Consider the following 17,857-nt stretch of genomic DNA (forward strand, 5'->3'; position numbering starts at 1 on the left):
TTAGCGTTTGCCGTATTCCAAAGTAAGTCTTCTAATTGCTAAGATCACTTCGTAATACTTTGATTGATACAATCACACCCATTTTTACTTTCGCAAGAACCGAAGTCCTGGCGATCGTTTAAATGAATCTTTACTTCTTCCAGATTGTTAAAGAACAAAAACAGCCATTGATCGTAAAAGATCAAACCTAAATCACTACGCCAACTTGAACGCTGACTTAGGTTTGACATTTCTTGGTGGAGGTTGACGGGATCGAACCGACGACCCCCTGCTTGCAAAGCAGGTGCTCTCCCAGCTGAGCTAAACCCCCGAAACCTTGGTGGGTCTGGTTGGGCTCGAACCAACGACCCCCGCGTTATCAACACGGTGCTCTAACCAGCTGAGCTACAGACCCGCTTGGATCAGTATCAGTAGCAAGTCATCACAGCGTTGTGCTGCAGACCGTGCTTCACCAAATAACTGTTCTTTGAATTACAGCCGATAAGTGTGGACGCTTAACTTCGTGCGCACTCTAGAAAGGAGGTGATCCAGCCGCACCTTCCGATACGGCTACCTTGTTACGACTTCACCCCAGTCACGAATCCTACCGTGGTGAGCGCCCTCCTTGCGGTTAGGCTACCCACTTCTGGTAAAACCCGCTCCCATGGTGTGACGGGCGGTGTGTACAAGACCCGGGAACGTATTCACCGCGACATGCTGATCCGCGATTACTAGCGATTCCAACTTCATGGAGTCGAGTTGCAGACTCCAATCCGGACTACGATACACTTTCTGGGATTAGCTCCCCCTCGCGGGTTGGCGGCCCTCTGTATGTACCATTGTATGACGTGTGAAGCCCTACCCATAAGGGCCATGAGGACTTGACGTCATCCCCACCTTCCTCCGGTTTGTCACCGGCAGTCTCATTAGAGTGCCCTTTCGTAGCAACTAATGACAAGGGTTGCGCTCGTTGCGGGACTTAACCCAACATCTCACGACACGAGCTGACGACAGCCATGCAGCACCTGTGTGATGGTTCTCTTTCGAGCACTCCCAAATCTCTTCGGGATTCCATCCATGTCAAGGGTAGGTAAGGTTTTTCGCGTTGCATCGAATTAATCCACATCATCCACCGCTTGTGCGGGTCCCCGTCAATTCCTTTGAGTTTTAATCTTGCGACCGTACTCCCCAGGCGGTCTACTTCACGCGTTAGCTGCGTTACCAAGTCAATTAAGACCCGACAACTAGTAGACATCGTTTAGGGCGTGGACTACCAGGGTATCTAATCCTGTTTGCTCCCCACGCTTTCGTGCATGAGCGTCAGTGTTATCCCAGGGGGCTGCCTTCGCCATCGGTATTCCTCCACATATCTACGCATTTCACTGCTACACGTGGAATTCTACCCCCCTCTGACACACTCTAGCCGTGCAGTCTCAAATGCAATTCCCAGGTTGAGCCCGGGGATTTCACATCTGACTTACACAACCGCCTGCGCACGCTTTACGCCCAGTAATTCCGATTAACGCTTGCACCCTACGTATTACCGCGGCTGCTGGCACGTAGTTAGCCGGTGCTTATTCTTCAGGTACCGTCATTAGTAGTAGATATTAGCTACCACCGTTTCTTCCCTGACAAAAGAGCTTTACAACCCGAAGGCCTTCTTCACTCACGCGGCATTGCTGGATCAGGGTTGCCCCCATTGTCCAAAATTCCCCACTGCTGCCTCCCGTAGGAGTCTGGGCCGTGTCTCAGTCCCAGTGTGGCTGGTCGTCCTCTCAGACCAGCTACTGATCGTTGCCTTGGTAGGCTTTTACCCCACCAACTAGCTAATCAGATATCGGCCGCTCCAGGAGCATGAGGTCTTGCGATCCCCCACTTTCATCCGTAGATCGTATGCGGTATTAGCTAATCTTTCGACTAGTTATCCCCCACTCTAGGGCACGTTCCGATATATTACTCACCCGTTCGCCACTCGCCATCAGGAGCAAGCTCCTATGCTGCCGTTCGACTTGCATGTGTAAGGCATGCCGCCAGCGTTCAATCTGAGCCAGGATCAAACTCTTTAGTTTAATCTCTGTTTTGTGCCATTTCTGGCTACCCCGAAGGGCATCGCTCTCTCAAAATACTGACAGGTAATTTCTTGCGAACTTACCTATATTTCTTGTGAGCATTTAATATTTAAAGTTTCCAGAACCGAAGTTCTGTCGCACTTCATTAAACGCCCACGCTTATCGGCTGTTAATTTTTAAAGATCTTGTCTGCCGCAAACGCTCTGTGCGCTGTTTGCATCGCTGCGAATCGTTTTGTTCGTCAGCAGCAGAGAAACGAGATTATGTAGCAGTTTGTTTATCGCGTCAACTACTTTTTTGCGATTCGTTTTAAATTTTTTCGTCTCGCTTAACTTTCGCTTTGACTACTTCCAATTTAAAACGCCCTACAACCTGCTTCACACCTCCTTGCTTCGCCGACCTCCGTCGCTCTGTTTTTCAACTTCGCTTCGTGTGTCGCGTCAGCAGGGGGCGAACTATAGCAATGCCCTCCACACCACGCAAGCACTTTTTGAAAAATAATTGAAAATAATTTAGCAAGAGCGCTCCACGCGCTTTCACGATCCGCTCAAGACCCTTTATTGGCGCAGGTTTCCAGCCGATATGAAGAAATGCGAAATCATTCAGAAAAAAGGGCCGCCCTGACGGGCGGCCCTTTTTACAACCTCAAAAGAGAAGTGATCAAGCGTTCTTGAACACCGCTGGTCGCTTTTCCAGGAAAGCTTTCATGCCCTCCTTCTGATCTTCGGTCGCAAAGCAACTATAGAAGAGCGCCCTTTCATACTTCATCCCCTCCGACAAGGTGGTCTCATAGGCCCGGTTGACCGAGTCCTTCACCATCATGGCCACCTGCCGCGGCATTTCGGTAATGGTCACCGCTGCGGCCATGGCTTCATCCATCAGCTTGTCGGCCGGGACGATGCGCGAAACCAGCCCGGCGCGCTCAGCCTCCTGGGCATCCATCATCCGGGCAGTCAGCGCCAGGTCCATGGCCTTGGACTTGGACACCGCCCGCGGCAGGCGCTGCGTACCGCCCGCCCCCGGGATGATCCCCAGCTTGATCTCCGGTTGGCCGAACTTGGCATTGTCGGCAGCGATGATGAAATCGCACATCATCGCCAGCTCGCAGCCGCCACCCAGCGCATAACCCGCCACCGCCGCAATGACCGGCTTGCGGATGCGACGCAGGGTTTCCCAGTTGCGGGTGATGAATTCGCCGTTGAAGACATCCATATAGTCAAACCCGGCCATCACGCTGATATCGGCCCCTGCCGCAAAGGCCTTTTCGCTGCCGGTCACGATGATGCAGCCGATCTCGTCCTGAGCATCAAAGGCCAGCAAGGCCGTACCGAGCTCGCTCATCAGGTCGTCGCTGAGCGCATTGAGCGCCTTGGGACGGTTCAGGCGAATCAGGCCAACCTTGTCATGGGTCTCGACCAGGATGTTCTCAAAGCTCATAGTGGGTCTCCTTCTTATGAATGAATCGGCAATCCGTCCGGGCGTGGCAACCACGGCACGGCAAAGCGCAAGAATAAGCCAAAAATAATGTGTCGGTCCGACCTGGCGCAATGACTGGCAAGAATTTCATGCGGGCAAGGCACCACGGGGCTATATTGGAGTCATCCCCTTGGCGCCACCGGCGCCTTCCCTATGTCTATAAAAGGAGGCCTTCATGTTCAAGACCATACTCGTGCCCACCGACGGCTCGGACCGCTCGGAAAAGGCCATTGCCACCGCCATCGACTACGCCAGGAACAGCGGTGCCCGCATCATCGGCATCTCGGTGGCCGAGCCCTACCCCTTCTCGCCGCTGGCCGAAAGCTCGATGGCCATCGATCCCGCCTTGTATGAAGAAAACGTCAAGACCCTGGCCGCACAGCACATCAAGCGCATCGAGGACGCCGCAGCGGCCGCTGGCGTACCCTGCCAGACCGAGATCGTGATGTCCTTCAATCCCGATGAAGAGATCATCAAGGCCGCGCAGCTCCATGGCTGCGACGCCATCTTCATGGCCTCCCATGGTCGCAGCGGACTGTCGCGCATCTTCCTGGGCAGCAAGACCCAAAAGGTACTGACCCACTCGACCATTCCGGTGCTGGTGCTGCGCTGATCCGGCCTCCCTCAGCAAGAAAAGCCTGATCCCTCGACAGGATCAGGCTTTTCTTTTGCTTTCTTGCCGAAGAGAAACCAGAAAAATCAGTTACCCCCGCGCGGCACCATGCCCTTGGGCAGCAACACCCACATCATGCCGCGCTGCTTCATGGCGCCGGCGCGATCCTCGGCTTCGTCGCCAAAGCCCCAGAAATAGTCGGCCCGCACCACGCCACGGATGGCACCGCCCGTATCCTGGGCCACCACCAGGCGCTGCAACGGACGGTCACTGTTGGGCAAGGTGGTCGAGAGGAATACCGGCGCACCCAGCGGCACATGCTGCGGATCGATCGCAATCGAGCGCTGCGGCGTCAGCGGGATGCCTTGCGCGCCCTTGGGCCCCTTGGAGGGGTCCGGCAACTTCTCTTCCTTGAAGAAAACGTAGCTGGGGTTGGCATTGAGCAACTCTTCCTTGCGCGAGGGATTGGCGCGCACCCAGGCCTTGATGTTCTGGGCCGATGCCTGCGACAGCTCCATCTCGCCCTTGTCCACCAGATAGCGTCCGATCGACTTGTAGGGACGGCCATTCTGGTCCGCGTAAGCCAGGCGGATGGTCTCGCGCGACTCCGGCAGATAGACGCGGCCGGAACCTTGCACCTGCAGGAAGAAGGCCTCTACCGGGTCATCCACCCAGACGATTTCCTTGCCGGCCAGACTATTGCCCTGCATCAACTCGGCGCGGGTCGGGTAAGGCACGACCTTGCGTCCGACCACCTTGCCGCGCAGCCGCAGGTTCTTCAGTTCGGGATAGACGCCGGCCATGTCGATGGTCAGCAGGTCGTCCGGCGCCTGGTACAGCGGGGTCTGATAAGGTCCGCTACGACGACGCGAACCACGCAGCAGCGGCTCGTAATAGCCGGTCACCAGTCCGGTATCGGTGCCATCGGGATTGAACAGTTGCCAGGGGGTGAAATAGGTCTCGAAATACTGGCGCAGGAAACCCAGGTCATTGGCATTGACCTGCTGGGCTGCGGCACAGGCTGCGCGCCACTCAGGCTTGCGGATCATCACCGAGCAAGAGGACTGCACCGCCGGCCAGGCTTCGCGCAGGTCGTCGTTGTTCCAGCCGGGCAATTGTTCGAAGGTCGCGGCGCGCATGGCGGGACCTGGCTGAGCGACCGGCCTGGGCGCAGGCTGGCCGGGGGTTGGCGTGGTCAGCGGGGTGGTCTGGCAGGCTGCCAGCAGGACGGCGACCGAGACCGCCATTGCGGGTACACTGAGGCGCCGCAGCGCCGAAAGTTTGGCAAAACGATTCAATGACATCGGAGACAAATTCATGTTGTGGTTGATCCTGGAGGCTTGCGCCGCCTTCTTCGCCCTGGTTTTCATCGTCTGGTGGACCATGTTCTCAGGTCGCAAGGAACACAATGGCCGCCCCGTCAGCGCCAGACAGAAAGAGCAGCAGAAACGACAGCAAGCGCGAGAGACGACAGACAACGACCCGCGCTGAAAAATCCGCCGCCCGGTTTCAGGAAGGAAAATTCAGTGCAAAGTGCGCGGCAGCGACAGCACGAACTCGGGAATGCGCACGTCGAACTGCTCGCCGTCCTCGGCCACGCAAAAATATTCACCATACATGCTGCCCTGGGGGGTCTTGAGCGAGGTCCCGCTGGTGTATTCGAACTGCTCCCCCGGCTGCAGGAAGGGCTGGTGCCCGACCACGCCCAGCCCGCGCACTTCCTGCACGTGGTTGTTGGCGTCGGTGATGACCCAGTGGCGCGAGATCAGTTGTGCCGGGACGGTACCGCTGTTGACGATGCTGATCGCATAGGCGAACACGTAGTGCGAACGCGATGGATCGGATTGTTCCTCCAGGTACTGGGTCTTGACCGTCACCGTGAACTCATACGCTGCCATGGGATTTCCTGTGTTGTTGCCGTGTTGTGAAGGGAGCTGCCGCCGTGCCTGCCCCTGGGGCATCCGCGCGACCACCCCGGATTGCACACGAATTCAGCAAGCAGCGCAAGCCGATGCGTTTCGTGTGATCCCCGGGGACTGGATCGCCAGCTCATCGGCCGGTCCGGTGCGCAGCACAGCAAGGTAGAATAGCGGTTTTGCCGCCTCCGCGCCTGTGCCCGGAGGGCAAGCGTCGATTCAGCCATCCTTTCTTTACAGCCATGCCGACCTACCGTATCGCTCCCAGCATTCTCTCCGCCGATTTTGCCCGCCTGGGTGAAGAAGTGCGCAATGTCGTCGCCGCCGGCGCCGATTTCATCCACTTCGACGTGATGGACAACCACTACGTCCCCAACCTGACCATCGGCCCGCTGGTCTGCGAAGCCATCCGTCCGCACGTGCAGGTGCCCATCGATGTGCACCTGATGGTCAAGCCCGTGGACCGCATCATCCCCGACTTCGCCAAGGCCGGCGCCAACCTCATCACCTTCCACCCGGAAGCCTCCGAGCACATCGACCGCTCCCTGCAACTGATCCGCGACAACGGCTGCAAGGCCGGCCTGGTGTTCAACCCCGGCACACCGCTGCACTACCTGGACCACGTGATGGACAAGCTGGACATGGTCCTGATCATGTCCGTCAACCCCGGTTTCGGCGGCCAGTCCTTCATTCCGGAAGCCTTGAAGAAGATCGCCGAAGTGCGCCGTCGCATCGATGAATCCGGCCGCGACATCCTGCTGGAAGTCGATGGCGGCATCAAGGTCGAGAACATCGCCGCCGCCGCCCGCGCCGGTGCAGACACCTTTGTCGCCGGTTCGGCCATCTTCGGCAAACCGGACTACAAGGCCGTCATCGACGCCATGCGCGCCGAACTGGCCCAAGTCTGATCTCCCACCCCTTCGCCAGACGCACAAACTACGAGGTTTCCAGGGCATATGAAGAATCTGACCAATATCAAGGCCGCCATCATCGACCTCGACGGTACCATGCTGGATACGGCGGCCGACTTCCATGTAGCGGTCAACCGCATGCGTGAAGAATTGGGACTGACGCCCCTGTCCCAGGAAACCATCGTCAACTTCGTCGGCAAGGGCACCGAGAACCTGATCCGCCGCGTGCTGGCCGTGGATTATGCCGAGGATGAGGCGGCGCAGTACTTCCAGCAGGCGCTCGATAGCTATACCGAGCACTACCTGGCCATCAACGGTGACTATTCCTCGCTCTACCCGGGCGTGGTCGAGGGCCTGCAAGCCCTGCGCGGCAAGGGCCTGCGCCTGGCCTGCGTGACCAACAAACCGCTGGCCTTCGCCTTGCCGCTGCTGCAGAAGAAGGGCCTGCGCGACTTCTTCGAGATCGTCTATGGCGGCGATTCCTTCCCCAAGAAGAAGCCCGATCCCATGCCCCTGCTGCAGGTCTGCCAGGATTTCGCCCTGGAAGCGGCCCAGGTGGTGGCCATCGGCGACTCCAGCAACGATGCCCAGGCTGCCCGCGCGGCGGGATGCCGTGTCCTGAATGTTCCGTATGGATACAACCACGGTGAATCTATACACGACGTCGATTCGGATGGTATAGTTTCGACGCTTGTAGAAGCAGCGCAGCAAATCTCGGTGGACTGACACCCTGTCAGCTCACCGGTCGATAGACCGAAGATCCAACCGCGACCCCACATCAATGTTTCGCAACAACAAACGTACCGCTCAACCGACAGCCGCCCCTGAGGCCTGGCTGTGGCGACGCTGGCAATTCCAGGCTCTGTAAATGACGCCTGGACCTGGCCGCCCCTGCGTGCCGGGTCGTTTGTTGTAGTACCCGCATCCCCCGTATTTCCCTTAACGACACCGCTGACGAGAGTCCGCAGCTGTCCACGGTCATCGTGTGCATCGCGCATTGCGCCTGCGCACCGCCGGTGGGCAGGCCTGGGTACCCTACAATGGCGGTCTGGAGTGAAACATGACCGAACTCGAATTCAAATCGCTGGCCGCCGAAGGCTATAACCGCATCCCCCTGATCGCCGAAGCCTTCGCCGACCTGGAAACGCCGCTCACGCTCTATCTCAAGCTGGCCCAGAGCCACAACACCGGCAAGAACACCTTCCTGCTGGAATCAGTCGTGGGAGGCGAGCGCTTCGGCCGCTATTCCTTCATCGGCCTGCCTGCTTCGACCAAGATCCGCTGCAGCGGCAAGCAGATCGAAGTGCTGAAGAATGACGTGGTGATCGAAACCGCCGAAGGCAATGCGCTGGAATTCATCGCCCAGTACCAGTCCCGCTTCAAGGTCGCCATCCGCCCCGGCATGCCGCGCTTCTGCGGCGGCCTGGCCGGCTACTTCGGCTATGACGCCGTGCGCTACATCGAAAAGCGCCTGGAAGACAGCGCGCCCAAGGACACCCTGGGCCTGCCCGACATCCAGTTGCTGCTGACCGAAGAGCTGGCCGTCATCGACAATCTCTCGGGCAAGCTCTACCTGATCGTCTACGCCGACCCCAGCCAGCCGGAAGCCTTCTCCCGTGGCCGCCAGCGCCTGCGCGACCTGCGCGCCATGCTGCGACGACCGGCCGATGCGCCCGTCACCACCGGTTCGGTGCGTACCGAGACCATCCGCGAATTCCCCAAGGACGAATATCTGAAAGCCGTGGCCCGCGCCAAGGAATACGTGATGGCCGGCGACCTGATGCAGGTGCAGATCGGCCAGCGTCTGAAGAAATCCTATGTGGATTCGCCGCTGATGCTGTACCGCGCACTGCGCTCGCTGAACCCCTCGCCTTACATGTACTTCTACAACTTCGGCGACATGCAGATCGTCGGCGCCTCGCCCGAAATTCTGGTGCGCAACGAATCCATCGGCGAAGGCCAGAAGAAGATCACCATCCGCCCGCTGGCCGGTACCCGCCCGCGCGGCTCCACCATCGAGCGCGATGAACAGCTGGCCCGCGAACTGCTGGCCGATCCCAAGGAAATCGCCGAACACGTGATGCTCATCGACCTGGCCCGCAACGACATCGGCCGCATCGCTACCACCGGCAGCGTCAAGGTCACCGACCAGATGGTGATCGAAAAATATTCCCACGTGCAGCACATCGTCTCCAACGTCGAGGGCATCCTGAAACCCGGCATGTCCAACCTCGATGTATTGAAGGCCACCTTCCCCGCCGGCACGCTCTCGGGCGCCCCCAAGGTGCGCGCGATGGAAATCATCGATGAACTGGAACCGACCAAGCGCGGCATCTATGGTGGCGCCTGCGGCTATCTCTCCTTCGGAGGCGAGATGGACGTGGCCATTGCGATTCGTACCGGCGTCATCAAGGATGGCACGCTGTATGTGCAGGCCGCCGCCGGCATCGTGGCCGACTCGGTGCCGGAAATGGAATGGGAAGAAACCGAAAACAAGGCGCGTGCCGTGCTGCGCGCTGCTGAACAAGTGCAAGATGGCCTGGACGGAGAAATCTAAATGCTGCTGATGATCGACAACTACGACTCCTTCACCTACAACCTGGTGCAATACTTCGGCGAGCTGGGCGAAGAGGTGCTGACCATCCGCAATGACGAGATCACGCTGGATGACATCAAGACACTGAACCCCGAGCGCATCTGCCTCTCCCCCGGCCCCTGCAGCCCGAAGGAAGCCGGCATCTGCGTGGATCTGCTCAAGGAATTCTCGGGCAAGCTGCCCATCCTGGGCGTCTGCCTGGGCCACCAGGCCATCGGTGAAGCCTTCGGCGGCAACATCATCCGCGCCAAGCAGGTCATGCACGGCAAGACTTCCAGGATCGCGCACACTGGTGTGGGCGTCTTCAAGGACCTGCCCACGCCTTACACGGTGATCCGCTACCACTCGCTGGCCATCGAACGCGCCACTCTGCCGGATTGTCTGGAAGTGACCGCCTGGACTGACGATGGCGAGATCATGGGCGTGCGCCACAAGGAGTTCGATCTGCAAGGCGTGCAGTTCCATCCCGAGTCCATCCTCTCCGAGCACGGCCACGCCCTGCTCAAGAACTTCCTGAGCGGCAGCGCCCACGGCTGAGACCATCACACAAGACGAGACACAACATGCCCATCACTCCGCAAGAAGCGCTGCTGCGCTGTATCGAACATCGCGAAATCTTCCACGATGAAATGCTGACCCTGTTCCGCCAGATCATGAGCGGCGAGATGTCGCCGGTGATGATCGCGGCCCTCACCATGGGCCTGCGCGTGAAGAAGGAAAGCATCGGCGAGATCGCCGCCGCCGCGCAAGTCATGCGCGAATTCGCTACCAAGGTGCCGATGGCCGACACCACCGGCCTGCTCGACATCGTCGGCACCGGCGGCGATGGCGCGCATACCTTCAATATCTCCACGGCTTCCATGTTCGTGGCCGCTGCCGCCGGTGCGCGCGTGGCCAAGCATGGCGGGCGCAGCGTATCGTCCTCGTCCGGCAGCGCCGACGTGCTCGAAGCCCTGGGAGCAGACATCAACCTGCAACCCGAGCAGGTGGCGCAATCGATCGCCCAGTCCGGTATCGGCTTCATGTTCGCCCCCAACCACCACGCCGCCATGAAGCACGCCGCGCCGGTGCGCAAGGAGCTGGGCGTGCGCACCATCTTCAACATCCTCGGTCCGCTGACCAATCCGGCCGGCGCACCCAATATCCTCATGGGCGTGTTCCACCCCGATCTGGTGGGCATCCAGGTACGCGTGCTGCAACGCCTGGGCGCACAGCATGCCATCGTGGTCTGGGGTCGAGACAACCTCGACGAAGTCACGCTGGGCGGCGCCACCATGGTGGGCGAACTGGTCAACGGCGAGATCCGCGAATATGAGATCCATCCGGAGGACTTTGGCCTGTCCATGTTTGCCAGCCGCAACTTGCAGGTCGGCAATGCCACCGAATCGAAGGAGAAGATCTTCGAAGCCCTGCGCGGGGAACCCGGTCCGGTGCACGACATCGTAGTCATCAATGCTGCCACGGCCCTGTACGCGGCAGGTGTGGCAACCTCGATTGCCGAGGGGCTGGCCACTGCGCGCGCCACCATCGCCTCGGGCGCTGCCCGTGCCAAGCTGGACCAGTTCGTGCAGGTCACGCGCCAGCTCGGCGGCAAACACTGAAACCGACAAGGAGCCCCATGTCCGACATTCTCAACAAGATCCTCGACGTCAAGGCCGAGGAAGTGCGCCTGGCCAAGAAGCAGCGCGACCTCGCCAGCCTGCGCCGCGATGTGGAAACCGACAGCGAATTGCGCTCCGAACTGCGCAATTTCGAAGAGAGCCTGCGCGGCAAGATCGCCAGCGGTCAGGCCGGCGTGATTGCCGAAGTCAAGAAGGCCTCGCCCTCCAAGGGTGTGATCCGTCCCGACTTCAAGCCGGCCGAGATCGCCGTGAGCTATGCCGAACATGGCGCGGCCTGCCTGTCGGTACTGACCGATGAACAATTCTTCCAGGGCTCGCCGGACTACCTCAAGGCGGCGCGCGCCGCGTGCGCCCTGCCGGTGCTGCGCAAGGATTTCATGATGGATCATTACCAGATCTATCAGGCCCGCTCCTGGGGGGCGGACGCCATCCTGCTGATCGTGGCCGCACTGGACCATGGCCTGATGGCCGACCTGGAAGCCTGCGCCCATGAACTGGGCATGAGCGTGCTGGTGGAAGTCCATGACCAGGCCGAACTGGAAGCCGCCTTGAAACTGAAGACACGTCTGTTGGGCATCAACAACCGCAACCTGCGCACCTTCGAGACCACGCTGGACACCACCCTGAACCTGCTGCCGCGCATCCCCCCGGAAAAGCTGGTGGTCACCGAATCGGCCATCGCCACCCCGGATGACGTCAAGCGCATGCGCGATGCCGACGTCCATGCTTTCCTGGTTGGTGAAGCTTTCATGCGCGCCCCCGAACCGGGGGTGGAACTGGCGCGGCTGTTCGCCTGATTGCATCGCTCAAGAAAAAACCTCGCCCGGCATGTGCCGGCGCGAGGTTTTTTTCATGCGGGCCCGGCGCTTAACGCTTGCCTTGCGCAGCGCGCATGCCGCCACCGATATTGCTGCCGGCGTCCCGTGCCAAGCCGCGATAGCCCATCACCGAGATCAATGTCACTACACCGGCCATCGCAAAGGCCCACTGGAAATCGCCCAACGTGAAATGCGCGCCGCTGGCATCGATCTCCTCGCCCCGCAGCGCCGCCGCGATCCGCAAGGCCAGCGCACCGAAGGCGATGCCCATCCCGATGGTCATCTGCTGCGCCACGCTCCAGAGCGTGCTGGCCGAGGATTTGCGGGCATCGCTGATATCCGCATAGGCCAGCGTGGCCAAGGTAGAGAACTGCATCGAACGCGACAGGCCATAACAGAAGATCACCCCCAGGATCACCGGCAGCGGCGCGCCTGGCGTGAGCAAGCCGCAGGCAATGATGAGGCAGCCGGCGATGGCCGCATTGTTGACCGCGACGCTACGGAAACCGAAGCGCTGCAGGATGCGCGTGGTGAACGCCTTCATGCCAAGGTTGCCGAGCGCAGTGGCCAGCAGCAGCAAACCCGACTGGAAGGCGGTCAGGCCGAAACCGATCTGGAACATCAGCGGCATCAGGTAAGGCACCGCATCCACGCCGATACGCGTGAGCGAACCGGTCAGCACCGTCACCGAATAGGTCGGGATACGCAGACTGGAAAAATCCAGCAGCGGATGTTCGATGCGCTGCATGTGGCGCCACGCACAGTAGCCGAGCACCACGCCCAGCGCCACGAAGCCGAGCGCCACCTTGATGTTGGATTCCATATGGCTGGCGATCTCGGTACCATACAGCAGCGAAGTCAGCGCCGCCCCCGAGAGCAGGAAACCGATCACATCCAGCGGCCGCTTGCTGTGACCATGTTCATTGCGCACCACCCGCATCACGGCAATGAAGGCAGCAATCCCGAACGGGACGTTCATCAGGAAGATCCAGTGCCACGACGCATAGGTGGTGATGAAGCCACCGATGGAAGGCCCCACTACCGGTGCCACGATGGCCGGCCAGGTGATGGTGGCGATGGCTTTCATCAGCCTGTCCTTGCCGGTGCTGCGCACCACGATCATGCGCCCGACCGGCACCATCATTGCTCCACCCAACCCTTGCAGCACACGCGCGGCGGTGAACTGCCACACATTCTGCGAGTAACCGCACAGCACGGATGCCAGCGTGAAGATGGCAATGGCCATGCCGAATACGGTGCGCGAACCGAAGCGATCGGCCACCCAGCCACTGATGGGAATGAAGACGGCCAGGGTCAGCATGTAAGCCGTCATGCCCAGGCTCAGTTCATTGGGTCCGACCCCGAAGGATTGCGCCATCTGCGGCAAGGCAGTGGCGATGATGGTGGTATCGAGATACTCCATGAAGAAGGTCGCCGCCACGATATAGGGCAGCATGCGCACACGTGCGTCGGACAGCTTGTTGTCGTTGGTTCCCACGTTCTCTGCCTCTGCTTTTCTGGTCACCCATGCGAAACGCCGGCATGTGCCGGCGCTTTGCTTGGAGAAATGATTTAACCCATTTATATCAATAGAATCTCAGCAGGTGCATCAACAACTGCACCACGATGATGCCGCCGATCAGCCCGCCACCGAAATACACGATCACGCCCAGCAGCATGTTGGTGCGGCGCTGTTCAGTCAGGAGCTTGCGGATCAGTTCGGTATTGTGCGACTGGCCTTCGCCTTCGGTATAGCGCGTCAGTGCCTGGTGCGCCAGGCGCGGCAGTTCGGGCAGCAGGCGGCTGTAGCGCGGCACTTCCACCTTGAGCTGTTCGACGAACCCGCGCCAGCCGATCTGCTCGCTCATCCAGCGTTCGAGATACGGCTTGGCGGTCTTCCACAGATCCAGGTCGGGATCGAGCTGGCGCCCCAGTCCTTCGACATTGAGCAGGGTCTTCTGCAGCAGCACCAGCTGCGGCTGCACTTCCACGTTGAAACGGCGCGAGGTCTGGAACAGGCGCAGCAACACCTGGCCGAAGGAAATGTCCTTCAGGGGACGATCGAAGATCGGTTCGCAGCAAGCACGTACTGCCGCTTCCAGCTCATCGACGCGGGTATCCTTGGGGGCCCAGCCGGATTCGATGTGGGCCTCGGCCACGCGCTTGTAGTCGCGACGGAAGAAGGCCAGGAAATTCTGCGACAGGTAATCCTTGTCGAAATCATTGAGCGTGCCGACGATGCCGAAGTCCAGCGCGATATAGCGACCAAAGCTCTCCGGGGCCACCGACACCAGGATGTTGCCGGGGTGCATGTCGGCATGGAAGAAGCCATCGCGAAACACCTGGGTGAAGAAAATCTCCACGCCATCGCGCGAGAGCTTGGACAGATCGACCCCTTCGGCGCGCAGGCGCTCGGTCTGCGAAATGGGGATGCCAACCATGCGCTCCATGACGATGACCGAAGGTGAACAATAATCCCAATACATCTCCGGCACCATCAACAACGTCGACTCGGCGAAGTTGCGGCGCAGCTGGCTGGCGTTGGCGGCCTCGCGCATGAGGTCCAGTTCATCGTGCAGGTACTTGTCGAACTCACCCACCACTTCCTTGGCCTTCAGGCGGCGGCCATCGGCCCACAGGCGCTCCAGCCAGTCGGCGGCCACGTGCATCAGGCCGATGTCATGGTCGATGATGTCGCGCATGCCGGGGCGCAGCACCTTGACGGCCACATGCTTGCCATCCTTCAAGGTGGCGAAGTGGACCTGGGCAATCGAGGCCGAGGCCACCGGAGTGCGCTCGAAGCTGGCGAAGAGCTGGTCCGGATGCGCACCCAGCGACTTCTCGATCTGCTTGATCGCCAGTTCCGAATCGAAGGGCGGCACGCGGTCCTGCAACAGGGTCAGCTCATTGGCGATGTCGGGCGGCATCAGGTCGCGCCGGGTCGAGAGCACCTGGCCGAACTTGATGAAGATGGGGCCGAGGTCTTCCAGCGCACGGCGCAAACGCTCACCGCGCGGCGCAGACAGATCGCGCCAGAAAAAGATGCGGTTGGTGATGCGGGCGATGCGCGGCGGCGCGAATTCGGAGGCGATGATTTCATCCAGACCATAGAGAATGGCCACACGGATGATCTTGAGCAGACGCAGGGAACGCAGCAGCATTTAACGACGCTCCAGTTTCTCGATGCGCTTGGACAAGCGTTCCAGGTCGTCACGCAGGCGCACGACATCGGCGGAAAAGTCCTGCAACTGGCGGGGGCGGATCAGCATCGGTTGTTCTTCCAGGAAATACTCGGCAAGGTTTTCGGTCAGCTTGCGGCCGCTGGTGCGGGCGGTCTCGAACAGGTCGCGCGCACCGGAGACGATGCGGGTGGCGGCGACATCGCCGAGCACGCGGGAGAGATCATCCTCGGCATCCCAGCGCAGCTTCTGGCTCAGTTGAGAAATCGCATTGGCGAAGTCGGCATCGCCTTCCAGCTTGACGTAGGAAACCGCGCGCTCGCGGTTGGCGGCAATGAGCGGCAGGTCGGAGAGCTTCAGGCGGATGGTGACATCGGCCACGGCAGCAGCCGGCACCTCCTGCAGGTAGCCGTCAGCGGTGACGCTCAAGCGCAGCTGCATGACACCGGTATCGATGCAGGCCACCTTGCCGGCATGGGTGATGAGCGTCTCGCGCGCCCACGGTTCCTGTGCCAGCAGGTGGTTGATCACTGCCGCGGCAGGTTTCATCGGATCGAGGTCGGAGGCAAGAGTGGACGGATCGGGCAGCACGGACATGGATTCCAGAATCGGGGTGGATCAGAGCGGGTCGAACTGACCCGGTTGACTGCGTTGGAGGGCAAGCAATTCCCCTCCACAAAAACAAAACCGCCCGCAAAAACCGGGCGGTTTCAAGTGTACCAGCTTGGCGCCCCGGCAAGGTCCGGGCACTGCAGCTTGCTTGATCCAGCGCGCCTTCGGCACGCCTCAAACCTGCTGGATACCGGCCAGCACCCAACCACCGCTGCCGTTGAGCGGCTTGGAGAGGTTCCAGATCTCGGCGAAGGGTTCGGCCGAGGCATCCGGCGCTTCCTTGATGAGGCCCTGGAAGCGGACCGTGGCCAGGTAATCGAAGGCCATGGTCTCGATGCCCAGCAGTTGCGCATCGAGCTGCACGACATCGGTGGCATTGGGCGCGGCCCCCCGTTCGGTCAACTGCATGCGCAGTTCGGCGAACATCTCGGGCGTGGTGAACTCGCGGATATCGTTGACATCGGCGCGGTCCCAGGCGGCCTGCAGGCGAATGAAATAGGTCTTGGCATTGCGCACGAAGCCGGCCGTATCGAAGCCTTCCGGAATACCCCACTGCTGGATCTGTACCGGCTGGGCCGTCGCGCCGTAGCCGCTGCCTTGCAGGGCGGTGGGCGGCGGGTTGATGTCGCGCAGGCCGGAACCGATTTCCGGGGTGGCCCCGGCAGCGCTGCCGATGGGACTGACGCGCGGCATCGGTGCGGCATAAGCCGGATTGTTGTTCTGCGCCTCACGACCACGGGCGAACAGGCGGATCAGGAAGATCACCGCCGCGCACAGCAGCGCGATCGTCAAGAGCGAGCCCAACATGCCGCCGAGCGCACCACCAATACCGAAGTGCGACATCAGCGCACCGAGACCGAAGCCCAGCAACGCACCGCCCAGCATGTTGCGCCAGGGACTGGCGGGCCTGGGCATGGGCGCGCTTTGCGGTGTGGCGGCAGGCGCCGAGGGACGATAGGGTGTGGCTGACGGCTGGTTGTAGGAGGGAGAGGACGGCGCCGCCTGGCGCGAGTAATGGGAGGATTGCTTGCCGAAGGAACCGCCACCGCCCAGGCGCCGCGCCTCGGCGGGCGACATGATGAGCGACAGCGATGTGATCGACAACAGCAGTGCGAGCAGTATTTTTTTCATGGCCTTGCCTCTTGTGGATGATGCCGGAGCAACGGGCCGTCGAGGGAGAACGTATCCGCAGATCCGGAGCAATCATTGTCGCCGGGCAGAATTAAGCCAGCCTTAATGCTGCTGCGCCCAGCATTCATTACATCTTAATGCCCGTATGCAGCGCGGCCACACCGGCAGTCAGGTTGAAGTACTGCACGCGGTCCAGTCCGGCCTGTTCCATCATCTGCTTCAGGGTTTCCTGGTCGGGGTGCATGCGGATCGATTCAGCCAGGTAGCGATAGCTGTCGGCATCGTTGGCGACCTTCTTGCCCAGCCACGGCAGGACCGAGAAGGAATAGACGTCATAGGGTTTCTTGAGCGGCTCCCAGACCTTGGAGAATTCCAGCACCAGCAGCTTGCCGCCAGGTTTCAGTACGCGGCGCATTTCAGCCAGGGCGGCATCCTTGTGGGTCATGTTGCGCAGGCCGAAGGCCACCGAGACGCGGTCGAAATAATTGTCCGGGAAGGGCAGCTTCTCCGCATCGCACAGCATGGTGGGCGTGACGATGCCCTTGTTGAGCAGACGATCACGGCCCACGCGCAACATGGATTCATTGATGTCGGTGAGCCAGACTTCGCCGCTCGGACCGGCCTGCCTGGCGAAGACCTTGGAGAGGTCACCGGTGCCACCGGCGATGTCGAGCACCTTGAAGCCCGGACGCACGCCGGCCTGGGCGATGGTGAAGGCTTTCCAGATGCGGTGCAGGCCCGCCGACATGAAGTCGTTCATCACATCGTACTTGGCAGCGACGGAGTGGAACACTTCCGCGACCTTGCGGACCTTCTCTTCTTCTTTGACGGTTTCGTAACCGAAATGGGTGGTGTTGGTCATGGCTGGGCCTGTAACAATGAAGACGACATTATAAGAGACGGGCCCGCGCAGAGCTTGCCCTGGATCAGCAGGA

At 60.3% G+C, this 17,857-nt stretch carries 16 protein-coding genes, 2 tRNA genes and 1 rRNA gene; 8 read left to right on the top strand and 11 right to left on the bottom strand.

What is annotated here, in order from left to right; translation table 11 throughout:
- Positions 1-234: 234 nt before the first annotated feature.
- From GWL_RS15765 to GWL_RS15780, 4 genes are all read right to left on the bottom strand, one after another.
- Positions 235-310 (bottom strand) — tRNA-Ala (locus GWL_RS15765).
- Positions 311-317: 7 nt separating this feature from the next.
- Positions 318-394 (bottom strand) — tRNA-Ile (locus tag GWL_RS15770).
- A gap of 121 nt (positions 395-515) precedes the next feature.
- Positions 516-2,048: ribosomal RNA gene (locus GWL_RS15775) — 16S ribosomal RNA — on the bottom strand.
- A 660-nt stretch (positions 2,049-2,708) separates the two neighbouring features.
- Positions 2,709-3,485, bottom strand: coding sequence for an enoyl-CoA hydratase (locus GWL_RS15780; protein ID WP_008331990.1), 777 nt, complete (start codon positions 3,483-3,485; stop codon positions 2,709-2,711).
- A gap of 214 nt (positions 3,486-3,699) precedes the next feature.
- Between GWL_RS15780 and GWL_RS15785 the strand changes: the two genes are divergently transcribed.
- Positions 3,700-4,137 (top strand): universal stress protein, encoded by a 438-nt coding sequence (locus tag GWL_RS15785; RefSeq protein ID WP_008331991.1) that lies wholly within the window; start codon positions 3,700-3,702, stop codon positions 4,135-4,137.
- An 86-nt stretch (positions 4,138-4,223) separates the two neighbouring features.
- Here the strand turns inward: GWL_RS15785 and GWL_RS15790 are convergent, their stop codons facing one another.
- Entirely contained in the window at positions 4,224-5,456 is a 1,233-nt protein-coding gene (locus tag GWL_RS15790; RefSeq protein ID WP_008331993.1) for a murein transglycosylase A, read from the bottom strand.
- Here GWL_RS15790 and GWL_RS23690 point away from each other — a divergent pair.
- Positions 5,455-5,628, top strand: a complete 174-nt coding sequence (locus tag GWL_RS23690) for a hypothetical protein (RefSeq protein ID WP_008331992.1) — start codon at positions 5,455-5,457, stop codon at positions 5,626-5,628. The two genes, GWL_RS15790 and GWL_RS23690, sit on opposite strands and share 2 nt — an antisense overlap.
- 32 nt (positions 5,629-5,660) lie before the next feature.
- On the opposite strand, the gene apaG is transcribed toward GWL_RS23690, so the two are convergent.
- Positions 5,661-6,035, bottom strand: coding sequence for a Co2+/Mg2+ efflux protein ApaG (apaG, locus tag GWL_RS15795; RefSeq protein WP_008331995.1), 375 nt, complete (start codon positions 6,033-6,035; stop codon positions 5,661-5,663).
- A gap of 260 nt (positions 6,036-6,295) precedes the next feature.
- On the opposite strand from apaG, the gene rpe reads away from it, so the two are divergent.
- The 6 genes from rpe to trpC all read left to right on the top strand — a co-directional run bounded on the left by rpe (position 6,296) and on the right by trpC (position 11,979).
- A complete protein-coding gene (gene rpe / locus GWL_RS15800) occupies positions 6,296-6,961 on the top strand; it encodes a ribulose-phosphate 3-epimerase (protein ID WP_006465098.1) in 666 nt (221 codons plus the stop codon).
- Between the two features lie 48 nt (positions 6,962-7,009).
- On the top strand, positions 7,010-7,690 hold the full coding sequence (locus GWL_RS15805; protein ID WP_008332004.1) for a phosphoglycolate phosphatase: 681 nt from the start codon (positions 7,010-7,012) through the stop codon (positions 7,688-7,690).
- A 334-nt stretch (positions 7,691-8,024) separates the two neighbouring features.
- Positions 8,025-9,521 carry an anthranilate synthase component I gene (trpE, locus tag GWL_RS15810; protein ID WP_008332005.1) on the top strand — a complete coding sequence of 499 codons (1,497 nt, stop codon included), beginning with the start codon at positions 8,025-8,027 and terminating at the stop codon, positions 9,519-9,521.
- On the top strand, positions 9,522-10,097 hold the full coding sequence (locus GWL_RS15815; RefSeq protein ID WP_008332006.1) for an aminodeoxychorismate/anthranilate synthase component II: 576 nt from the start codon (positions 9,522-9,524) through the stop codon (positions 10,095-10,097).
- A 26-nt stretch (positions 10,098-10,123) separates the two neighbouring features.
- Entirely contained in the window at positions 10,124-11,161 is a 1,038-nt protein-coding gene (gene trpD, locus GWL_RS15820; protein ID WP_008332008.1) for an anthranilate phosphoribosyltransferase, read from the top strand.
- A gap of 17 nt (positions 11,162-11,178) precedes the next feature.
- A complete protein-coding gene (gene trpC / locus GWL_RS15825) occupies positions 11,179-11,979 on the top strand; it encodes an indole-3-glycerol phosphate synthase TrpC (protein ID WP_008332010.1) in 801 nt (266 codons plus the stop codon).
- A 70-nt stretch (positions 11,980-12,049) separates the two neighbouring features.
- On the opposite strand, the gene GWL_RS15830 is transcribed toward trpC, so the two are convergent.
- From GWL_RS15830 to ubiE, 5 genes are all read right to left on the bottom strand, one after another.
- On the bottom strand, positions 12,050-13,456 hold the full coding sequence (locus GWL_RS15830; RefSeq protein WP_192811588.1) for an MFS transporter: 1,407 nt from the start codon (positions 13,454-13,456) through the stop codon (positions 12,050-12,052).
- 130 nt (positions 13,457-13,586) lie between these two features.
- Positions 13,587-15,161: a ubiquinone biosynthesis regulatory protein kinase UbiB gene (ubiB, locus tag GWL_RS15835; RefSeq protein ID WP_008332012.1), complete on the bottom strand. Its 1,575-nt coding sequence runs from the start codon at positions 15,159-15,161 to the stop codon at positions 13,587-13,589.
- A complete protein-coding gene (locus GWL_RS15840; RefSeq protein WP_008332013.1) occupies positions 15,162-15,776 on the bottom strand; it encodes an SCP2 domain-containing protein in 615 nt (204 codons plus the stop codon).
- Between the two features lie 189 nt (positions 15,777-15,965).
- Positions 15,966-16,922 carry a Tim44 domain-containing protein gene (locus GWL_RS15845; RefSeq protein WP_008332014.1) on the bottom strand — a complete coding sequence of 319 codons (957 nt, stop codon included), beginning with the start codon at positions 16,920-16,922 and terminating at the stop codon, positions 15,966-15,968.
- 127 nt (positions 16,923-17,049) lie between these two features.
- Entirely contained in the window at positions 17,050-17,784 is a 735-nt protein-coding gene (ubiE, locus tag GWL_RS15850; protein ID WP_008332016.1) for a bifunctional demethylmenaquinone methyltransferase/2-methoxy-6-polyprenyl-1,4-benzoquinol methylase UbiE, read from the bottom strand.
- Positions 17,785-17,857: the final 73 nt, after the last annotated feature.

This window comes from Herbaspirillum sp. GW103 (genome assembly GCF_000261365.1).
In the GTDB taxonomy this organism is placed as follows: domain Bacteria; phylum Pseudomonadota; class Gammaproteobacteria; order Burkholderiales; family Burkholderiaceae_D; genus Herbaspirillum.

Coding starts and splice junctions, on each gene's coding strand:
- trpE (WP_008332005.1), top strand. CDS start 8,025: ATGACCGAACTCGAATTCAAATCGCTGGCCGCCGAAGGCTATAACCGC.
- GWL_RS15785 (WP_008331991.1), top strand. CDS start 3,700: ATGTTCAAGACCATACTCGTGCCCACCGACGGCTCGGACCGCTCGGAA.
- GWL_RS23690 (WP_008331992.1), top strand. CDS start 5,455: ATGTTGTGGTTGATCCTGGAGGCTTGCGCCGCCTTCTTCGCCCTGGTT.
- ubiB (WP_008332012.1), bottom strand. CDS start 15,161: ATGCTGCTGCGTTCCCTGCGTCTGCTCAAGATCATCCGTGTGGCCATT.
- ubiE (WP_008332016.1), bottom strand. CDS start 17,784: ATGACCAACACCACCCATTTCGGTTACGAAACCGTCAAAGAAGAAGAG.
- apaG (WP_008331995.1), bottom strand. CDS start 6,035: ATGGCAGCGTATGAGTTCACGGTGACGGTCAAGACCCAGTACCTGGAG.
- GWL_RS15830 (WP_192811588.1), bottom strand. CDS start 13,456: ATGCTGCCCTATATCGTGGCGGCGACCTTCTTCATGGAGTATCTCGAT.
- GWL_RS15840 (WP_008332013.1), bottom strand. CDS start 15,776: ATGTCCGTGCTGCCCGATCCGTCCACTCTTGCCTCCGACCTCGATCCG.
- GWL_RS15780 (WP_008331990.1), bottom strand. CDS start 3,485: ATGAGCTTTGAGAACATCCTGGTCGAGACCCATGACAAGGTTGGCCTG.
- rpe (WP_006465098.1), top strand. CDS start 6,296: ATGCCGACCTACCGTATCGCTCCCAGCATTCTCTCCGCCGATTTTGCC.
- GWL_RS15815 (WP_008332006.1), top strand. CDS start 9,522: ATGCTGCTGATGATCGACAACTACGACTCCTTCACCTACAACCTGGTG.
- trpD (WP_008332008.1), top strand. CDS start 10,124: ATGCCCATCACTCCGCAAGAAGCGCTGCTGCGCTGTATCGAACATCGC.
- GWL_RS15790 (WP_008331993.1), bottom strand. CDS start 5,456: ATGAATTTGTCTCCGATGTCATTGAATCGTTTTGCCAAACTTTCGGCG.
- trpC (WP_008332010.1), top strand. CDS start 11,179: ATGTCCGACATTCTCAACAAGATCCTCGACGTCAAGGCCGAGGAAGTG.
- GWL_RS15845 (WP_008332014.1), bottom strand. CDS start 16,922: ATGAAAAAAATACTGCTCGCACTGCTGTTGTCGATCACATCGCTGTCG.
- GWL_RS15805 (WP_008332004.1), top strand. CDS start 7,010: ATGAAGAATCTGACCAATATCAAGGCCGCCATCATCGACCTCGACGGT.